Raw genomic sequence first — 19612 nt, 5'->3', positions numbered from 1 at the left:
TCTATGCCGCGGGGCGTCGGGGAGAAATTCGGATGTTGTCCCTACCGCAAGTCCCCTAAGGGCTTTACCGGAGGTGGGAGAATGCGCCGATCCGATGAGGAGAATGTGAACAAAGCGGCAGTGTCATTTCGGCACATGAGCCTGCTCGCGCCGCCAATTCTGGTGACGCTGGCGCTTGCCGCCATCGCTGTGGCGATTGGCGCGGGGGTGCGCATCGCCTTCGCCGCAGAGCTTGGCCAGCGCGCCACCTATATCTTCTTCGTTCCGGCGGTGGTGGTGGCAAGCGCCTTGTCAGGTCTGCGCGGCGGGGTCATCGCTTGCATAGCGGGAGCCGCATCAGGGCTACTTTGCGATAGGGCGATAGGTCCTCTGGAAGTCGGAAGCCTCATCGCGGCGGCGGCGTTCGTGGTGATCGGCCTTGCGGTTGCGCTTGGCGGCGAATGGTTCCAGCGAGCGCGGGCAGAGGCGGAACGCGGCACGGCGGCGCTGGCGAGGCGGGAGGCGCATCTGCGCTCGTTGCTCGACACCGTGCCTGACGCCATCATCGTGATCGACGAGGGGGGATTAATACGGGACTTCAGCCCGGCAGCGGAGCGGATGTTCGGTTGGAGCATGGAGGACGTACGCGGACGCAATGTCAGCATGTTGATGCCCGATCCATATCGATCGGCGCATGATGACTATCTGACCCGCTATTACACAACTGGGGAGAAGCGGATCATCGGCAAGGGCCGGGTGGTGGTGGGTCAGCGCAAGGACGGATCGACCTTTCCCCTGGAACTGGCCGTCGGAGAGATGCGCGTCGGCGGCAAACGGCATTTCACCGGCTTCATCCGCGATCTTACCGAACGGCAGCAGGCTGAGGCCCGGCTTCAGGAATTGCAGAACGAACTGGTTCATGTGTCGCGGCTAACGGCGCTCGGCGAAATGGCGTCCGCATTGGCGCATGAGTTGAACCAGCCTCTATCGGCGATTGCCAATTATCTTAAAGGCAGCCGCATGCTGCTGGCGCGCGAAGAGGTGCCGCTGGACCGCGTGGGTGAAGCGCTGGAACGGGCAGGGGCGGAAGCGCTGCGGGCGGGCGACATCATCCGCCGCCTGCGGGACTTTGTCGCGCGCGGGGAAACGGAGCGGTCGGTCGAAAGCCTGGCCAAGATGGTCGAGGAAGCCAGTGCCCTGGCACTGGTGGGCGCCAAGGAACATGAGATCCGGGTGCAGTATGAGTTCAGTCCCGAGATTGATCTGGTTCTGGCGGACAAGGTCCAGATCCAGCAGGTGGTGCTGAACCTCATCCGCAACGCCGTCGACGCAATGACCGATGTCGCGCTGCCCCGTCGCGAATTGCTGATCGGGATTGAGCCAGCGGGCGATAATATGGCGCAGGTTACCGTGGCAGACACAGGCCTTGGGATTGATCCCGAAGTTGCCGATCGCCTGTTTCAACCGTTCATCACGACCAAGCGAACCGGCATGGGCGTCGGCCTTTCCATTTCGCGCACCATTGTCGAGGCGCATGGCGGGCGGATCTGGGCGGAACCGCGGGAGGGCGGCGGCGCGTTGTTTTGCGTCACCCTGCCACGCGTGAGTGAGGAGGATCTGTATGACGGTGAGTGAAGCGATCGTTTACGTCATCGACGATGATGACGGCGCGCGTCTTTCGCTGGAGTTCCTGCTCGACTGCGCGGGGATACGGGTGCGCTCCTTTGCTTCTGCCGACACCTTCCTCGCCTCGTCCCCGCCGCTGTCGGGCGCCTGCATCGTCACGGACGTCCGGATGCCAGGCCGCAACGGCATTGAACTGGTGGAGGAACTGAGGCGGCGTGGTGCAAATGTGCCGGTCATCGTCATCACCGGCCATGCCGATGTGCCGCTCGCCATACAGGCGATGCACGCAGGGGTGGCGGACTTCATAGAAAAGCCTTTCGATGATGAAGTGATGCTGTCGTCGATCCGCAAGGCGCTTGCCCGGCAGGCCGGGGACGAACAAGCGCAGGTGGAGAAGCGGTCGATACTCGACCGCATTGCAAGCCTTAGCCCTCGCGAGCTGGAGGTGATGGACGGCCTGGTTGCGGGACACGCCAACAAGGCGATCGCCTTTGACCTGGAGATCAGCGCCAGGACGGTCGAGGTTTATCGAGCGAATGTGATGATGAAGATGCAGGTCAAGACCCTTTCGGAACTCGTCCGCATGGTGACGCTGGCAAGATTGGGCTAGAAAGTTGAGTCGCTGGAAAGGAAATAGAGACGGAAAGGCGATGGCGTCCGAACGGCATCATCCTGCTTGTCCCTGACCAGACATTCTCCTAGCGTCCACACTTTTCCGTTCAAGCAGTCTTGCGCTTCCTCCGAAAGCCGAAGTACGAGCGCCTTATCGTGCTGACCAAGCCTGGGACATTCGCGACTGTCGGCTTCGGAGCGATGCTGGTCGGATAGCAGCCGTGCTGGCTAACGGGTGATGTTAGTTGTTACCAGAATAGCTGGCTTCCGCTGGCAACGATCACTTTGTCGTGAGTATCGATTGTATACCCTAAATTTCTCCGCTCGATGTCATGGCCTCAAGCGCGGGTGCGACATGGCCGTCCCAATAGCGCAGGATCGGCGCCAGGGTCAGCATGTAGACCATCCAGCAAGCGATAATCGCCTCATCGGCGTAGAATTCACTCCAGGTGAGCTTGCCGTGGGCGAGCTCATTACGCAGTGCCGGCCCGGGGCGGAAATTGAGCAGACTGTCGATTTGCCACACGATGTTCTTGTCGAGAATGGCCTCGAGGTCAGCGCGATAGAAGGTCAGTAGCACATTGAGTGGCCTGTCGCCCTCGATGCCATCTTCTTCTATCTTTGACGCATCGCGCCCCGCCATCTGGAGGATATGTCGTAATGAATTCTCGATCTGCGGGATCAGCAGATGGGTGGCAGTCGCATAGTCGCCCTGCCAGAGCCGCGCGAAGCCGATCGAGAAGATGTGATGATGGCCAGCGGGAATGAAGCTGCTCAGCTGAACGATCGGCAACAGATGCTGCTCGTTCACCGAGTAGCGCTCGAGGACGGCTTGGCGGGCGGGTTCAATATTGCCATGAACGCGGTATCTCCGCGTGATACCAAGATGGCGAATACCATGTTCTTTGTACCAGGCTTCGCTCGGTTCCTCTTGAGAATCGAGCGACGGTCCTCGCGCCACTTCGCGTCCCTCATGGTCGGCATAGCTCGCGCCGAACATGTTGGAGAGCGGAAATTCCCGGCTCTGCTTGAGCACTGCGGCCTTCAGCTCCTCGACATCGTCGGGAATCGAAAAGCCCACCATCGCGCGCATGGCGTCTGAGAGGCTGAGCGCCTTGAACTCGTCGAAGGTCTTCACTCGCAACTCATCGATGCCATCGAGCGGCACGGCGAAGCTGCCGAACTCGTCAAGCGACATGTCCTGCAATTCGCGAAGCCGCCGGCGCATTTCGGTGACGCGCTCGGGAACGCCGCCCAAGGCGCGGAACTCGCGAAGCGTCTCTTTCACCCAATGGGCCTTGGCCGAGCTCTGAGACACCGAGTCCACCATGGCAAAGGTCTGCTCGATCGCCTTGATCGAGGCCTCGCGGCTCGCCTCCGCGTCACCAGCGCGATCATAGGCATCGGCGGCGAGCTGCCAGCATTCCTTGACCGCCAAGCAATAGTCGTTTGGCAACGCGCTGGCGGCAAGATCGGCAGCGGCGGCCGCCACCTCGTCCGCTGGTATCAGCCTAGCTTGGAGCACGCGTCGGCCGATCTGAGTTAGCGGAAAATAGGCCCGTGCATCGAGGGCGTGGGCGAAGGCAAAACGGACGGTCTCGGGCAAAGGCTCGACTAGCGTGCCACGCTTGGCGATGCGCGCATTGATCATGAAGCAGCGCTCGAGCGGCTTCACGCAGTCCATCGCGCGCGTTTCCATTTCGGGAAACTGCAGTTCGGCGCTGCCATCGGCGAAACGGCGCGCTACCTCGCAATAGGCCTCGATCGCAGTCCGCCCGGCCCGGCGAACGCCGGTCTCATAGGCAACATCGGCGAAGCGGGCGCGCAAGGTCGGATGGCCGATCGTGGGTGCAAGATCGGCCAGCACCTCGCTCTGATCGCCGCGGAAATCATGCGGCAGGGCTGTCCGGCGGGTCTCACTCTGCCACTGGAGGCCGAACGGATCGCCCTCGGCCTCGACCCGCAGGTGCAGGCCAATGAGGGACGAGACGAGGCGATAGACGCGCTCGGCGACTGCGTCGCCGGTATCTTGGGTGTCCTTGATTTTACCCCAGAAGAGATCGACCAACGAATGACGATCGAGCCGCCGCAGGTCGGCCGTGAGCGTGTCGAGGTCGACCGCGGCGAAATCCTCGCGCGAGACCGGATCGTAAAGCGGTTGTCCTCCGTTGACATTGTCTACCACCGGGTCGCCGTCATTATCATCGGTAGAGTCCATCGGGTCGTCGCTCATCTGAAGCCTTTCAATTTCTTTCGAATGATCGGCGCATGCCGCTGGCAGTTTGACGAGGCAGACTAGAAGCGATCGCCGTCGCGGAAGCTCTCGAGCAGGATGCGGGCCTTCTCCCGAAACACCGGGTCCTGCGCAGTCTCGGCCAGCTGGGTGATGCGCTCGCGCGCCGACTCGTAGTCGACCAGCGAAGCGATGTTCGACCGGCTCAGCGTTGCGATCTCGCGCTCAGCGGTTGCCGTCGCGGTGCGGACCCGGCCGCAGAGGTGCTGCAGCGTACCCACCAGCCCCTCGTCCGTATCGACCTCGGAGGCGAGAAGGTTGCGAGGGCCGTCCTCGTCGCCGCCCTGCTGCCAAGCGAAGAGCATGCTCAGCGGCTGGAGCTGGGCCTTAATGTCATCGAACGACATGCGCCTGTATCGGCCGAGCATCACCTCGGTCACTAGATCGAGCTCGTCCGATGCCAGCAGTCGGTCGGAATCCGGCCTATCGCCGTGGCGGCCGTGCGCGAACGTCTCGTGCCGAAAGAGCGACGTCAGCCATGAAACAGCCTGGCCCTCAGCGAACATGCGCCGGATGCCGGCCTCGCGAGCGTCGCCTAGCGTATCAAGCAGTGTCGGTAGCGAACGCATAGCCCTGCGCCATACGTCCGGACCGCCGAAGTCGTTCACGCTCCCTCCCGCCAGCTCGTCCATCACGTTGGCGTAGGCCAGGAGCAGATGCTCGGCCTCCGGCGCCGTCGGAGCCGCCAGGACCCTGGCAGCCAGCCGGTCCAGCATGACCTCGGCGCGCGTCACGCCGCTCGTCAGGCGCTGACCCTGCCACTTCCGCAGCAGGTCTGCGGCTTGTTCCGCCGATGCAGCAATCGCGGTCGCAAGGTCGTTGAAGTCGCTGGACCGCGGGGCGTTAGTCGGCTGCGCGAAGGCGAAATACAGCCGGTAGTGATCCGGGCTGGACAGGCGGCGCGCGCCAATCGCCCGGTCCATCTCCACCTGGTGCACTTCCTCGTAGATGCCGCCGTCGGGATCGCGGTGGTAGCTGGCGATGCCCGGAAGGTGGTCCGCCAGCCGGTCGCATACCTCCCCGAACGTCGTGCCGTCGCACTCAAGAGCGGCATCCAGGCTCTGGCGGGCCCTGACCCTCTGCTCCTCGGAGATGTTTGTCCGGCCCGACGCCCGGGCCGACATCTCAGCGAGATAGACGGTGATCCACTCGTATACCGGCATCTGCCGTGCCCGATGTGGTTAGCGGACTGTCCGTTGTTGGGGATGGAAAATCTATTGGTGAACGACCGCGAAGGGTCGGCCTACTCTGAAGCGTTCTACCTGTGGCCATCATGGCCTTAGGAGACGTGTCATGGGATTGTCAGAATTTGATCCCGCCGCTCGCGAGCGAGTATCTTGGAACGCCGGACGCAAGGTGGGGGCGAAGCGCGCGCTCAAACCCCGTCAGATCTGGGCCGTCCGTTTCTTCCTCGACCAGCATGGACGCATTCGGGATCGGGCCCTCTTTGATCTCGCCATCGATAGCAAGCTGCGCGGCTGCGACCTAGTGAAGATCAGAATCAGCGACATAGTTTGTGATAGGAAAATTCGAACGCGAGCCACCGTGGTTCAGCAAAAGACCGGAAGGCCAGTTCAGTTTGAGCTGATGGACGATGCTCGCGCCAGCCTCCTCAAGTGGCTCGAACTCCGGGGTGGATCCCTGGAGGACTACGCCTTCCCCAGCCGCACCGACCACGCGGCCCACATCAGCACACGGCAATATGCCCGCCTTGTCGATGAGTGGGTCAAAGGAATTGGCTTACCCAGTGAGGATTATGGCACCCACTCCCTGCGGCGGACCAAGGCATCGATCATCTACAAGGCGACCGGAAATCTCCGGGCCGTCCAGATCCTGCTCGGGCACACGAAGATTGAAAGCACAGTGAGATACCTGGGTGTGGATGTCGAGGACGCCCTCACGTTGGCAGAGGGCACAGAAATCTGAGATTGCCTGGCTCCTTGCCCTCGCGAGGAGCCAGGACCTATATCGCGTCGGCTCTGCGCCCCTTCTGACCCTTCAAGGAGAAAATGCCCGTTCCTGAAAGCGGACGTTACGAGTCACGCGTGCTTGTCAGTTCGCAGGGCCACCTGCATCTCGAACGACGCCCCTCGCCTTGGTCATGCGCAAGAGAAAACGACACGCTCAGTTGAATGGCATTCGACCTGTGTGAAGTATTCTACCTGCGCCGACGATGCATATAATCTCTCCCTTCGTCCTCAATCCCCGGCCAGGATCATGTCGGCGGCCTTTTCCGCGATCATGATGATCGTCGCGTTGGGATCGCCAGTGGTGATGCGCGGCATGACCGATCCATCGACGACCCGCAGCCCCTCCATCCCATGTACCTGCAGCCGCGCATCCACGACAGCAAGCGCATCTTGCCCCATGCGGCAGGTTCCGACCGCTTCATAATTGACGTTGCAGGTGCTGCGGAAAAAAGCGTCCAGATCAGCGTCGCTCACGCAGGCATCGCCGGGCGCATATTCCTGTCCCCGAAAACGGGCATAGGCGGGCTGCGCCAAAATCTCGCGCGCGATCCGGATGCCCCGGCGCAGTGCATCCCGATCCCGTTCCTCTGCAAGATAATTAGCATTTATGAGCGGCTGGTCCGTGGGATCCGCGGAGCGCAGTTTCAATTCGCCCCGGCTTTCCGGCCGGGTGAGGATCACCAGCTTGGTGAAGCCATGCTCGCGCACCGGCCTGCCGCCCGCGCCCAGCAGCATCGGCAGGAAATAATATTTGAGGTCGAGTTCATCATGCCCCGGCGCGCCCGAGCGCAGATAGGCAACCGCATCGGTGCCGCTGCTCGCCAGCGGGCCGCCGCGCGTAACCATGTAGCGCAAGGCTGCCGCCGCCATACGCACCGGACTGGTCGCGAATTTATAATCGGAGACGGGCTCAGGACAGCCGATCTGGACCTGCGTGCCGATATGGTCATGGAGATTCTGGCCGACGCCCTTGAGGTCGATGACGGTGTTGATCCCAAGCGATTTCAGATGATCGCCTTCGCCAATGCCGGACAGCATCAGCAACTGGGCGGACTGGAATGTGCCCCCGCTCACGATCACTTCGCGGGCGGCGTGGACCTGGCGGGTCTCCCCGCCCTGTCGATATTCGACGCCGACAGCGCGCTGGCCGCTCAAGAGCAGGCGGGTAACATGCGCTCTTGTGCAGACGGTGAGGTTTCGCCGCCCCCCCACCGGATGCAGATAGGCAACGGCGGTGCTCATCCGACGGCCGTTGCGGATGGTATGTTCAGAGGGCCCAAATCCTTCTGGCGCCGCGCCATTATGATCGTCGCTATAGGGATAGCCAGCCTGCTGCGCGGCTTCGATCCACGCCCGCTGGCCGGAGTTGCGGATCTCCGCGCGCGTCACCGGTAAGGGGCCGCTGCCGCCATGGAAATGGTCTTCGCCATGGGCACTGCACTCGGCGCGCGTGAAATAGGGGAGCACCTCTTCATAGGACCAGCCGCTGTTGCCGAGGCTCGCCCAATGGTCGAAAATCTCGGGACTGCCACGGCTATAGCACATGCCGTTGATGGAACTGCTGCCGCCGAGCACCTTGCCCCGCGCATCAGCCAAAATGCGATTGTCGAGATACCGCTGGGGCGTGGTCTGATAGTGCCAGCTTGCCATCCCACCTTGCAGCATCGGGAAGAAACCGGCTGGAATATGGATCAGGGGGTTGCGATCGCGCCCGCCCGCTTCGAGGAGGAGGACCCGAACGTGCGGATCGGCGGAAAGCCGGTTGGCAAGAACGCATCCCGCCGATCCCGCGCCCACGATAATATAGTCAAATTCCGTGCCTGATTGCATGTGGTCGCTCCAAGAGGAGAGGAATGGAAATGCGGGGGAAAGTGGGCGCTATAAGGCGTGTGGCAGCAGGGCGACGGCCTTGATCTCGACGATCGAGCCGGGATGGCCCAGCGCGCTGACGCCGATCGCAGTCCAGCAGGTGTTCTCGCCCTGCATGAACGCGGACTTCGCGGCTATGAAACCGTCCATGTGCGCGGGATAGCCGACATGGAAAGAGGTGAGATCCACGATATCGCCAGCACCGCATCCATGGCGGCGCAGAACCTCCCCCAGCGCGGTGAAGGCCAGCTCATACTGGCGGGACGGGTCGGGCGGCACGCTGCCGTCGACCTCTATGCCGATCTGGCCTGAGCAAAATAGGATGCGGCCAGCGATGCGAGCCTCGCAATAGCCATAGCTGGCGGCGGCATCGGTATCGGACATGTCTTCCCTCTCCTTTTTTCCGTGACCTGCGGGCGCCGGGCGCGATCAGCGACGGCAGCGCGATCGTATAGCTCGGGCACAAACACTACACAATGTCGTGTTTGTGCAGAAACTCTGTGTCAGCATGCAAAGAATCAGGAGTGATAAGCCGAACCGGCTACGCAAAGAGAGGGGAATGTCATGATGTTACGGCGTTTATCGCGCAATTTGTTGCTTTCTGGCGCGGCGTTGAGCGCGATTTGCGATACGGCTGGGGCGGCGGAAAAGCCGGTGCTCCAGGCCGATGCTCAGCTCGGCACCATTGTCGTGACTGCGCGGCGGACGCGCGAAAATCTTCAGGAAACACCGGTGGCCGTGACCGCCCTGACCGGCGAAATGCTAGACAAGCTTAATATCCGCGATGTGGTGGCGACGGCGCAATTCACCCCGAATCTTGGCATCAGCGCGCAGCCCGCGTCGATCACCGCCGCGTCGGTATTCATTCGCGGCATCGGCAACGCGTCGCCCAGTGCAGTGTCGGAACAGGGCGTCGGCATCTACCTCGACGGCGTCTATATCGCGCGATCGGCCGGGGCGATCTTTGACTTGGTCGATCTGGAGCGCATCGAAGTGCTGCGCGGCCCCCAGGGCACGCTGTTCGGACGCAACAGTGTGGGCGGCGCGATCCAGCTCGTCAGCCGCAAGCCCACCGACGATCCGGGCTTTGAGGGGAAAGCGGGTTATGGCACGTTCGACGACTGGTTCGCCCGCGCGCGGTTCGACACCGGCCTGATCGGCAACATGCCGATCAAAGCTACGGTCTCCTACATGCATCGGCAGAAAAACGGCTATTTCGACAATAGCCTGGCTCCGTCGAGCAAGGACCCCGGCGCCCTCAACAGCGATGCCGTCACCGCTGCTGTCCAGGGTGATTTCGGCAAGCTAACCGTCAATTACGGTTTCGATTATAATGTCCGTGAAGGCGCCCCGACCTTCTTCCAGGTCATCAATGCAACAGATGATGTTCGTACCTATTATGGAAGTTCCCAAGCTCTCGGCGGTTCAGCATTTCAGATCGGGCCAGAAGGACTGCGCCGGGGTGAACACCAACCGGCCATGGACCTCAATGGTAACCCAACCTTCAGCGTCAAGGCGCGGGTCTACGGCCATGCCCTGACGCTCAATCATCAGCTTATGCCCGCCCTCGCGATCAAATCGATCACGGCCTATCGCGCCTATCGCCAGGATGGCGCCAACGGCCTGTCGGGCAACGGACAGTTGCTTGGCTTCACCTTGAGCCCGCTGCTGTTCGTCGACGGCACCGTCCTGCCCACCGGAGTCCAGCCGGTGACGCCCTATGACGGCTACACTACGCAGCGTCAGCGTCAGTTTTCTCAGGAAGTGCAGTTGCTGGGCGAAGCCGGGGCGTTCAAATATGTCGGCGGCGCCTTCTATTTTCATGAAAAGTCATCCGAAGCCAATTATCAACAGTTGACCTTCGTGCTTCCCGGGGGCGATGCGGGTGTAAATCTTTCGCCACTCCAGGCATTTCATGGCAAGGCACGTTCGTATGCCGTTTTCGGCCAGCTCAGCTATTCGCCAAGCAGCGATCTGGAACTGACCGGCGGCGCTCGTTATACAAAGGACAGGAAATGGCTGACGCTTGCCGGTGATGTGCAGCCCAACCTCGACGGTCTGGTATCCTATAATAACTTCTCTTGGCTGATCTCCGCCAATTACAAGCTGCGTCAGGACTTGATGACCTATGCCCGCGTATCGAGCGGCTACCGCGCGGGCGGCATCAATCCGTCCGCTTCGGAGATCAACATCTTCGCGCCGGAAAAGGCCATATCGTATGAAGCCGGCGTGAAGGCCGAATGGTTTGATCGCCGCCTGCGCACCAATCTGTCGGCCTTCTATGTGGATTATAAAAATCTGCAGATCCCGCAATTTCTGGCGGGTACCGGCGGGGCAACATCGACCATCGCCAATGCAGGTCGCGTCGCCTATCGCGGGGTGGAAGCCGAACTCACCGCCGTCCCTGTCCCTGGCCTGACGATCGATGGTTCGGTTGGCTATACCTCACCCAAATATAAGAGCTATCTCTACCGCGATCCCATCACCGACGCGGTGATCAACGTCGCCTCCGAAGCACGCATGTCACAGACCGCCAAGTTAAACACCCATGTTGGCGCGCAATATGACCACGAATTCGGCATCGGCACCTTGTCGCTGCGTGCCGACTATTCCTATCGCAGCACCGTCTACTGGTTCACGCTGGACCGGATCAATCCCTTCAATCGCGATATCCGATCACGCCCGGACCATAATCTGCGCGCCCGTATCTCGCTGAGCGATATTGCGGTCGGCGGTGGCAGGCTGGACCTGGGCTTCTGGGGCGACAATCTGACCAACGACCGCAATATCGATTTCGGCATCGACTTCGGCAGTCTTGGCTATGGCAGCGCCTCCTTCAAGAAGAAGCGGACTTTCGGCGTGGACGCAAAGCTCAGCTATTGACGCTCTACCGGGACGGGGCGGCGCTCATCGCGGCCCCTCATGCTTCGCAACCGGCAATGAGCAGGTCGACAAGTTGGCGCACATAGGCATCGGACGGCTGGTCCTTGGCGATCACGATCAGGCCCGCGATCGAAGTGAACAGGGTCGTGATCACCATCAGCGTGTTCACTTCCGCACGGATCTTGCCCTCTTGCTTGGCGACATCGAGTGGGCCGACCATCTCTTCGGCGATCGCGCGCCACTGGCGCAGCGTTTCCTCATTCACGAAGCCGGAGCCAAGATGGGCGACCAAGCCGTTGATGGCGATTTCGTCGGGCCGCGCCGAAAAGTCGCGAAAGGCGATGGCAATGACCTGCAGATGCTCGCGCCAGTCGGCACGCGGTTTCACCCGAAACGTCGCATTATGCGCCGTCAGCGCTTCGACGATCAACGCTTCGCGCGTGGCCCAGCGGGCGTAAAGGGTCGAGCGCGCAATGCCCGCATGCTCCGCGACGTCCTGCATCGTGAACTCGGTCTCGCCGTTCTTGATGAACTGCAAGACGGTGGCGGCAACCGTCTGCCTGACCCTTTCCGTGCGCCCACCAGGGCGAATGCTGCCGCGTGTCATGCGCCCTCTTATCGAGCCGCGGCCAACAGACTCAAGAGCAAATCGCCCGATGCCACAGGCAATCGGAATGAAGGAAATACATGGTGAAGTACGGCAAAGGCAGTGTCCCCCTTGGCTCGGATCCGTGGGGGGTGATGGTGGTTCTGTCCGTCATCGGCTTCCTCCTGATTGGCGGCATGCTGACGTCGCTCACCGTCTATATGTCTGTGATGCAGCCCCTTTTCCGCTGGGATGAAGCCGAAATGGGCGCGGGGCCGGTAGCGCTGCTGCTCGGCATGAGCGCGGGCAATCTGTTCGTTGGCCGGGCGATGCGGGCAGTCGGCATCCGGCGGCTGTTTGCCTTTGGTGTTGGCATGGCGGTTTGCGGCTGGGTCGCGGCAGGCTTCACCGGGACTTTAACGTTCTTCATGGCGGCGATGGCGCTGGCGGGCCTTGGTGTCGGCATGGCCACGATCGTGCCGGGCATCGCGGTCATCGCGCAGAGCTTCCACCGGCACAGGGGGCTGGCCATTGCGCTCTTCATCGGCGGTTGCGCGCTTGCCAGTGCGACCATGCCGATGATCAGCGGGCGGCTGATCGCGGCATTGGGCTGGCGCGAGACATTCTGGACCATCGGCGCGGCGGCGGGCGTGATATGTGCAGGGCTGGTGTATGTACTTCCGTGCAGCCGATGCGGCGCCTCCGACGGAGATGGTGCGGAGAACCTCGGTCTGACAAGAGAACAAGCTCTGAGGAAGCCAGGCTACTGGTTGCTGGCCATCGTCCTCACGATCAGCCAATTGTCCTTGAATGCCGTTCTTTTCAACCTGATCGCCTATCTTCGGCACAGCGGCTTCGATCAGGCGGACGCGGTCACCGTCTACAGCGTCGCCAATTTCATGAGCCTACCGGGACTCCTGATCGGCGGACTGACCTCCGACCGGATCAGCGCCCGCATCCTCCTGCCCGTCATCCTCGCCTTGCAGGCAGGGGGTACGCTAGCCTTGCTGGGGGTCGGCGGCGACCCTCTGTGGCAGGGCCGGACGGCGATCGCGCTTTTCATCATGCTCTGGGGCAGCATGGCCGGTTTGCCAGCTCAGGCGGGATCCATGCTGCTGACAGAGATGATCGGCCAGCGCGCCTACCCCGCGATGTTGGGGATCATCTTCACCATTAACGGCTTTGTTGGCGCACTGGCGCCGGTCGCGGTCGGCTGGGCCTATGAGGCAAGCGGGGGCTATGCCCTGCCGGTCTTCTGCCTTGGCACCCTGACCCTGGTGGCGAGCATCGCCTCGCTTTTCTGCCGCAGTGCTCCGTTCGTGGCGGCCATGGCAGCGCGCGCGAACTGACAGAATTTCCCTGGAGATTGAGTAGATGCAGAACAAAGCCGTCTTCGAACGGGGCGAGATTCCGATATCCGCCAGTGGCTGGACCAAGCCGCAAGGTCTCGCGCCCAACTGGCCCGCGCTGACGGAAGCGGTTTCCACCGATGTCGCCGTCATCGGCGCTGGCCTTGCGGGGTCATCCCTCGCGCTGCATCTAGCAGAAGCGGGTATTTCAGTCACCGTGCTGGAGGCACGCCAGCCCGGCTGGGGAGCATCGGGCCGCAACGCCGGGCATGTCCTCCCGATCCTGCGGGACATGCGTGTGTTCCGTCGCTTTCCGGACGAGGGGCGGCGATTTCTGAAGCTGTTCCGCGAACATCACACCATCCCCTTCGATCTGGCTGGCCGCTATGCGATCGACTGCGATGCCGTCCGCTCCGGCTACATCAACGGGATGAAGACCCGGCGGGCCTTTAAAGGATTCCTGCGGGAATTTTCCTATCTGGAAGACCATGGCCTGCAAAAGCTGGTCCGCATGTCAGGGGATGACATGAAGGCCCGTACCGGATCGGCCGCCTATTCTTATGGCGTGCTGTTCGAAGATGGCGGCCGTATCAATCCCTATCTCTTCACCAATGGCATGGTCGCAGTGGCTGCCCGGCTCGGGGCGCGTATTCATGGCGATAGCGAGGCGCTGGCGCTGGAGCGGGCAGGTGAGTGCTGGCGCATCCGCACGCGGGCGGGCAGCGTGCTGGCGGATCGCATTGTGTTCTGCACCAATGCCTATCCGACAGGGATCGAACCCGCATTCCGGAAAGCCTTTTATCCGCTGACCGCCTATGCCCTCACCACCAGGCCGCTGCCAGCCGGGGCGCTGGACCATATTCTCCCTGGTGGCGGCACTTTTGCGCAGGCGCCGATCGATCTCAATCCGATGGTCCGCGATCGCCATGGCCGCCTCATCCTTTCATCGATCCCGCGGGTCGGCGGAGCCCATGACGCGTCATGGCATTTCCAGTCACAATTGCGCTGGCTGCATCGCATCTGGCCGGAAACGCGCGGCATGAGAATCGAGATGGAGGATTATTGGACGGGACGGGTTGCCTTGCGGAAGGCGCAGTTCCCCGGCGTGTTCGAGCTTGGCAAAGGCATTTTCGGGCTGATGTATTTCAACGCCTGGGGCAATGTCATGGCGCCCTTGATGGGCAAGATTCTTGCCGACGGACTGGCGCGCGACGACATGGCGAGCCTGCCCTTCCCGGTCGAGCGACCCGAGCCTGTGTCCTTCAGCCGCAAATATGAGGTGCTGATTCGCCACATTTTGATCCCGGCTGCGCGGACGGCGCAACGATGGGGTTTCCTCTAGCCGATCAGTCTCACGCTTATCTGACGCAGCCAACGGCGCAAAGCGCCCAAGGCAGCTGAAATACGGTCAACAGAAAGGATACGGAATATGATGGTTGATATTAGTCCCAAATTGGGGTCGCCCTCGACGGGCGTTGTAATAACCGGCGGAGCATCCGGCCTGGGCTTCGCATCGGCGCGGGCGCTGGCGGCGGTCGGCCGCCCTGTCGTGCTGTGGGACCTGAATGCCGAGCGTGCAGAACAGGCGGCGGCGGAGATCGCGGCGCAATTCGACGTAGAGACGCTGGGCCTGCGCTGCGACGTGCGCGATCTTAAGGCAATAACCGACTGTGCCGCGGAAACGCTGGCACAAATGCCCAACATCGGAGGGCTAGTTCATTGCGCAGGTGTGGTCGATCAAGAGGGACTGGATGGCCTGACTGAGGAAAGCTGGGACTGCGGTATCGCGGTCCATCTCCGCGCGCTGCCCTTCCTCATAAAGGCGTTCCTACCTGAGTTGGCAAGCCGGCCCGGGTCAGCCATTGTCGCGGCCGCATCGATCAACGCGACGCTCGGCAATGCGATCAACCCTGTCTACACGGCGGGGAAGGGTGGCGTGCTGTCGCTGGTCCGCTCTCTGGCGGACAGGCTGGCGCAGGATGGCATCCGCATTAATTCGCTTTCGCCTGGGCAAATTATTACGCCGATGACCCGCCCGGTCGTCGATGTGCTGGCACCCGGTCATTTTGAAAAGCGCATCCTCCTGGGCCGCCTGGGCGAGGCGGAGGAGATCGGGCGCGTGGTCCGTTTCTTGTTGTCGGACGAGGCGAGCTATATCACCGCCGCTCAGATCGTGGTGGACGGGGGAAATATCTCTTCCCAGCGTTGAGCGGGGGGGGGGAGCGAGTAGCGCGCACTTCCACTTGCGCGTCGTCTAACCCAGGCAGGGCGCGGCACGGCCGGGTCATCTGCCGGGGCATGGCATCCGTTCTGAAACTCTTGTTCCTAAGCCGATAGGCGGGAATCGGCCAGCCTTGGTCCCTAAGAGGAAAAAGCAGACCGACTGGACCTCGCGACAGAAAAATGGCGCCTGAGCGTCCAGGAAGGGTCGAAAATCAAAGGTGCGAGGTTAGGCATTGGCTTGCCGATTGGTTCATGCCGCGGCACCTCTCGCAGTGATCCCATGATGACGACGACTCGCTCCCTGCAATTCGGCTGCGGCACAGCTCGAAAGCTAGGATCATGTTGAGGTGCGCTACCGTGGGTCTGCCTTCCCTGGGAAATAAACAGGCGGGCTATCTACCGCGTGCAAGCTAAAGACGATCAATAGCTCACGCCTACAGCGCACAGAGTTCTCACCAGTAACGACCGGTGTTTAGGCACTGTTGCCACCGTCGCATGGCGCGCATCTTTCCTGTCGTGTCGGAGGAGAGAGCCGCGTCGGCCTGATATTTCTGCTGACACTCCACCTTTCGACTTGCGGGCGGGTTGGATGTGGAAGGCTTCGCAGTGGCAGTTCCCAGCAGCGCCTTCATCTCGGGTGAGGTGGCGAGTTGAGGCGCGGTCTGGCCATCCTTGTTGCGGATAGTTCGTTTGGCCCCTTGATCTAGTAGGATCTTGGCCAAAGCAACCCGATCCCGATCTGCGGCGTGATGAAGCAGCGTCCACCCATATTGGTCCTGATCGTCAACACCGACGCAGTCTTCGATCAATCCGGTCAGCTCGTCGGGATGATTGTACCAGATCGCATCCTTGGCCTTCAGAAATGGGCGCATGGCAGGGGACCGCCCGTCATTCACCTGTTCCGACCGAACCATAGCGCACATACCGTTTCCGGCAGGCTGTGTTGGCTGCGGGCGGCCGACGGCAGCGCCACCCGTCTGGCCAGCTGATCCAGCTGCGGTCGATGCTTTAACCATGGCCTTGCGAATTTCAGCCTGAACCATGGTTCCCAGAGCCATCTGATAAGGCGTGCTGCCCGAGCGTGATTTTAGGCTTGGATCGGCACCGCGAGCGAGGAGCGCCCTTACCATTTCGAGGTTCCCGGCATCCGCAGCATAGTGAAGAAGACTGAAGCCTTCCTCGGTTTGCATATTCACATCGAACTGACCGCTGTCCACAATCCTCAGAGCCTCAGCATTTTGCTTAACTCCCAGATAATAGCGTGCATCATCGAAGGGATCGCCTGCAATGGCGGCAGAAGACATAAAGAGGGCAGTTAACCCTATCAGCATATTACGGAACAAAGTTATCTACTCCCCCAAAAGTGGCATGTACTGCCTCTATATTGCCTCCACCGCCGAGGTGCAGCTTATGGGTGCGCACGCTCATGACTATTTCCTGCGCCGCCGTCGCACGGCGCGGGCGCAGAACTCGCTCAGTGCTGCAACCAAGAGCGCTAGAACGGTCGCTGCCAAGAGGACGAGAAGACCGATCAGCACCCATCCGGCGATCTCGGTTCCCCCGTCGATCCCGCAGCAGCGTATGCTCACAACTCCATAGGCGAGGGGTGCTAATAAGGCGATGGCACCGGCGAAAGCCAAGGCGGCGGAAATTTTCGCCGCCCAACTGATCTGCAACTTCAGTTTTGCACCCAGACCTTCATGTTCGCACCGCCAGCGGAGACGACGTTCGCTCCTCCTGCTGAGACAACATTGGCGCCGCCTGCGGAAACGACTCCTGCGCCACCCACAACAGGGTATTTTTGGCCGTTAAATTCCACAACCGCCGAACCGTCTTTGACGTGAACCTTGGCTCCTGCAGGCACGCGCAGATCGATCTGCTTCTTACGGTGGTAGGGGAATTGCGGACCGTTATTATTGTCCCACGGAGCGCAGCCCCAAACGAAGATGTTGACCACCCCATTGCATCCGGTGCCAGCTTCAGCCGGCACGGCGGTCATCCCGACTGTGACTAGACCCGCAGCAACGGCCACGGCCCGAACATGTGAACACATAGATCCCCCAATAGTCTCCCAAACAGCCGAGGCTGCTAAAAGGCTGATTTAGCTAAGTGAAGCGTCAAGGGAAAGTAAAAAGCACAGCATGATCCCACATGGATGTCATTCTCCTAAAATTCTCGAGATCGAGCTCATCGTCGATGAAACATCACCCATTCACTAAAATAGATCAATGATCTTAGTTGATGCGTTTTTCCGCCGTCGATCATTGATTATGCGAGATAGCTGGACTTCTCCGGCATGTGGAATAGGAAAACTGTAGATACGCCTCTGTGGTTTGATGCGGTTATACTTTCGGACACGCTTTTGTCCGGGCGAAGGCTAGAGCGGACGGTCCGCAGCTCGCGAGCGCAAATTGTCATCTTAGCGGCTTGAGGGTGTCGGGCTTGCAATCCCATGCTTCAACCCTATCGTCACGCAACAAAGGGGGGTGCGGGAATGACCGATGGAGAGGAAGCGGCGCTGATTTCGGCTATAACAGCCGACACCCGCTATGTGATGTTGGTAAGACGTCGTTCGCGGCTCAGCTGGTGGCTGTCGGCAATAATCTTCCTTACCTTCCTAGGATATTTGATGCTGATCGCGTTCGACAAGGCGCTGCTGGGAACGCCCATTGCGGGAGGCGTTACGTCTCTTGGTATTCCGGTCGGCCTTGGCGTTATCCTGCTCGCCGTAGCTCTGACTGCCACCTACGTCGTCTACGCCAATCGCCATTTTGACGCATCTATGGCGAAAATTCTGAAGGATCATGGTGCATGAAGGCTGCGTTGGTTGCCCTCACGTTTTCATTGATCTTTCTGTCGGCACCAGGTTTTGCTGCGGCGCTCGAGGGGGAAGCTCAGCGTCAGCCGATCAACTGGGTGGCGATTGCCATGTTCGTGGCCTTCGTCGGGCTGACACTTTGGATTACCAAAGCCGCCGCCGCGAGAACCCGCACTGCGTCGGATTTCTATACGGCTGGCGGTGGCATCACGGGCTTTCAGAACGGCTTGGCTATGGCTGGCGACTACATGTCGGCCGCCTCTTTTCTCGGCATCTCGGCACAGATTTTCAATGATGGCTATGACGGCCTCATCTACTCGACAGGCTTCCTAGTCGGTTGGCCGATCCTGCTCTTCCTGATGGCGGAACGGCTGCGGAACCTGGGCCGATATACCTTCGCTGATGTGGCGTCCTATCGCTTCGCCCAAGCGCCGGTTCGCAGTTTCGCCGCGATCAGCACGTTGCTGGTTGTCAGCTTCTACCTGATTGCGCAGATGGTCGGGGCCGGACAGCTCATCAAGCTCCTGTTCGGTCTCCCCTATACCGTTGCTGTGCTGATCGTGGGAACCCTCATGATGCTCTACGTGCTGTTCGGGGGTATGCGCGCCACGACGTGGGTCCAGATCATAAAGGCGGTGCTGCTGCTCGGCGGGGCGAGCTTCATGGCGTTCATGGTCATGGCGCATATGGGCTTTTCATTTGAGGCCCTCTTTGCTCGCGCTGTAGAGGTGAAAGCAGGCGCCGCGCTAGCAAAGGGGGTGGACGGAGCTGAAGCTGCGGCGCAGGGCCGCTCGATCATGGCGCCGGGCAACTTCATCAAGGATCCCGTTTCCGCCATTTCATTTGGCCTGGCGCTGATGTTGGGTACTGCGGGCCTGCCTCACATTCTCATGCGCTTCTTCACCGTTCCTGACGCCAAGGAAGCGCGCAAATCCGTGCTCTGGGCTACGGGCTGGATAGGCTATTTCTATATCCTCACCTTTATCATCGGCTTCGGCGCGATCGTGCTCGTCGGGACTGAGCCCAGTTATCTAGACGCAGAAGGAGCGCTGCGGGGCGGCGGCAATATGGCCGCCATCCATCTCGCGCACGCAATCGGCGGCAACGCCTTTCTTGGCTTCATTTCAGCGGTCGCCTTCGCAACTATCCTAGCTGTCGTGGCCGGGCTTACGCTGTCCGGAGCCTCGGCAGTGAGCCATGATCTTTATGCCACCGTATTTAGACACGGCAACGCTACGTCCGCAGACGAACTCCGCATGTCACGTCTGACCACCCTGGCGCTTGGCGCACTGGCGGTGCTGTTGGGCCTGGTGTTCGAAAAGCAAAATGTCGCTTTCATGGTCAGCCTGGCCTTCGCCCTAGCAGCTTCAGGGAATTTTCCGGTGCTTATTCTCTCACTGCTTT

Annotated in this window: 16 protein-coding genes; 9 read left to right on the top strand and 7 right to left on the bottom strand. The window is 60.9% G+C overall.

Annotation, left to right across the window (positions count from 1 at the left end; translation table 11 throughout):
* The first annotated feature begins 81 nt into the window (after nt 1-81).
* Nucleotides 82-1614, top strand: a complete 1533-nt coding sequence (locus MU848_RS16925) for a PAS domain-containing sensor histidine kinase (protein WP_230463265.1) — start codon at nt 82-84, stop codon at nt 1612-1614.
* Nucleotides 1601-2215: a response regulator FixJ gene (gene fixJ, locus MU848_RS16920; RefSeq protein ID WP_196225586.1), complete on the top strand. Its 615-nt coding sequence runs from the start codon at nt 1601-1603 to the stop codon at nt 2213-2215. The genes MU848_RS16925 and fixJ overlap by 14 nt, the downstream gene beginning before the upstream one ends.
* Before the next feature lie 312 nt (nt 2216-2527).
* Here the strand turns inward: fixJ and MU848_RS16915 are convergent, their stop codons facing one another.
* Nucleotides 2528-4450, bottom strand: coding sequence for a DUF4209 domain-containing protein (locus MU848_RS16915; RefSeq protein WP_196225591.1), 1923 nt, complete (start codon nt 4448-4450; stop codon nt 2528-2530).
* Between the two features lie 62 nt (nt 4451-4512).
* The gene (locus tag MU848_RS16910; RefSeq protein WP_247234396.1) at nt 4513-5673 is read right to left on the bottom strand and encodes a hypothetical protein; all 1161 of its coding nucleotides are present in this window, start codon (nt 5671-5673) and stop codon (nt 4513-4515) included.
* A gap of 130 nt (nt 5674-5803) precedes the next feature.
* On the opposite strand from MU848_RS16910, the gene MU848_RS16905 reads away from it, so the two are divergent.
* Nucleotides 5804-6436, top strand: coding sequence for a tyrosine-type recombinase/integrase (locus MU848_RS16905; RefSeq protein WP_097093754.1), 633 nt, complete (start codon nt 5804-5806; stop codon nt 6434-6436).
* A gap of 272 nt (nt 6437-6708) precedes the next feature.
* Here MU848_RS16905 and MU848_RS16900 read toward each other — a convergent pair whose 3' ends face one another.
* Nucleotides 6709-8310: a GMC family oxidoreductase gene (locus MU848_RS16900; RefSeq protein WP_247234394.1), complete on the bottom strand. Its 1602-nt coding sequence runs from the start codon at nt 8308-8310 to the stop codon at nt 6709-6711.
* 48 nt (nt 8311-8358) lie between these two features.
* The gene (locus MU848_RS16895) at nt 8359-8733 is read right to left on the bottom strand and encodes a RidA family protein (protein WP_097093752.1); all 375 of its coding nucleotides are present in this window, start codon (nt 8731-8733) and stop codon (nt 8359-8361) included.
* A gap of 180 nt (nt 8734-8913) precedes the next feature.
* On the opposite strand from MU848_RS16895, the gene MU848_RS16890 reads away from it, so the two are divergent.
* Entirely contained in the window at nt 8914-11232 is a 2319-nt protein-coding gene (locus tag MU848_RS16890) for a TonB-dependent receptor (RefSeq protein WP_247234393.1), read from the top strand.
* A 37-nt stretch (nt 11233-11269) separates the two neighbouring features.
* Here MU848_RS16890 and MU848_RS16885 read toward each other — a convergent pair whose 3' ends face one another.
* Nucleotides 11270-11839: a TetR/AcrR family transcriptional regulator gene (locus MU848_RS16885; protein WP_247234391.1), complete on the bottom strand. Its 570-nt coding sequence runs from the start codon at nt 11837-11839 to the stop codon at nt 11270-11272.
* An 83-nt stretch (nt 11840-11922) separates the two neighbouring features.
* On the opposite strand from MU848_RS16885, the gene MU848_RS16880 reads away from it, so the two are divergent.
* The 3 genes from MU848_RS16880 to MU848_RS16870 all read left to right on the top strand — a co-directional run bounded on the left by MU848_RS16880 (nt 11923) and on the right by MU848_RS16870 (nt 15376).
* Nucleotides 11923-13167 carry an MFS transporter gene (locus tag MU848_RS16880; RefSeq protein WP_247234389.1) on the top strand — a complete coding sequence of 415 codons (1245 nt, stop codon included), beginning with the start codon at nt 11923-11925 and terminating at the stop codon, nt 13165-13167.
* Nucleotides 13168-13192: 25 nt separating this feature from the next.
* Nucleotides 13193-14509: an NAD(P)/FAD-dependent oxidoreductase gene (locus MU848_RS16875; RefSeq protein WP_247234387.1), complete on the top strand. Its 1317-nt coding sequence runs from the start codon at nt 13193-13195 to the stop codon at nt 14507-14509.
* A gap of 87 nt (nt 14510-14596) precedes the next feature.
* On the top strand, nt 14597-15376 hold the full coding sequence (locus tag MU848_RS16870) for an SDR family NAD(P)-dependent oxidoreductase (protein WP_247234385.1): 780 nt from the start codon (nt 14597-14599) through the stop codon (nt 15374-15376).
* Between the two features lie 466 nt (nt 15377-15842).
* Here the strand turns inward: MU848_RS16870 and MU848_RS16865 are convergent, their stop codons facing one another.
* Entirely contained in the window at nt 15843-16733 is an 891-nt protein-coding gene (locus MU848_RS16865) for an ankyrin repeat domain-containing protein (protein WP_247234383.1), read from the bottom strand.
* Between the two features lie 335 nt (nt 16734-17068).
* On the bottom strand, nt 17069-17389 hold the full coding sequence (locus tag MU848_RS16860) for a hypothetical protein (protein ID WP_037463930.1): 321 nt from the start codon (nt 17387-17389) through the stop codon (nt 17069-17071).
* Between the two features lie 495 nt (nt 17390-17884).
* Here MU848_RS16860 and MU848_RS16855 point away from each other — a divergent pair, with 495 nt between their 5' ends.
* On the top strand, nt 17885-18205 hold the full coding sequence (locus MU848_RS16855) for a DUF485 domain-containing protein (protein WP_201516762.1): 321 nt from the start codon (nt 17885-17887) through the stop codon (nt 18203-18205).
* The coding region (actP, locus tag MU848_RS16850) for a cation/acetate symporter ActP (protein WP_247234381.1) at nt 18202-19612 on the top strand (1411 nt) is incomplete at its 3' end. The genes MU848_RS16855 and actP, both read left to right, overlap by 4 nt.

Source organism: Sphingobium agri (assembly GCF_023051225.1).
Taxonomy (GTDB): Bacteria; Pseudomonadota; Alphaproteobacteria; order Sphingomonadales; family Sphingomonadaceae; genus Sphingobium; species Sphingobium agri.
This window is presented reverse-complemented; position numbering and strand designations above follow the sequence as displayed.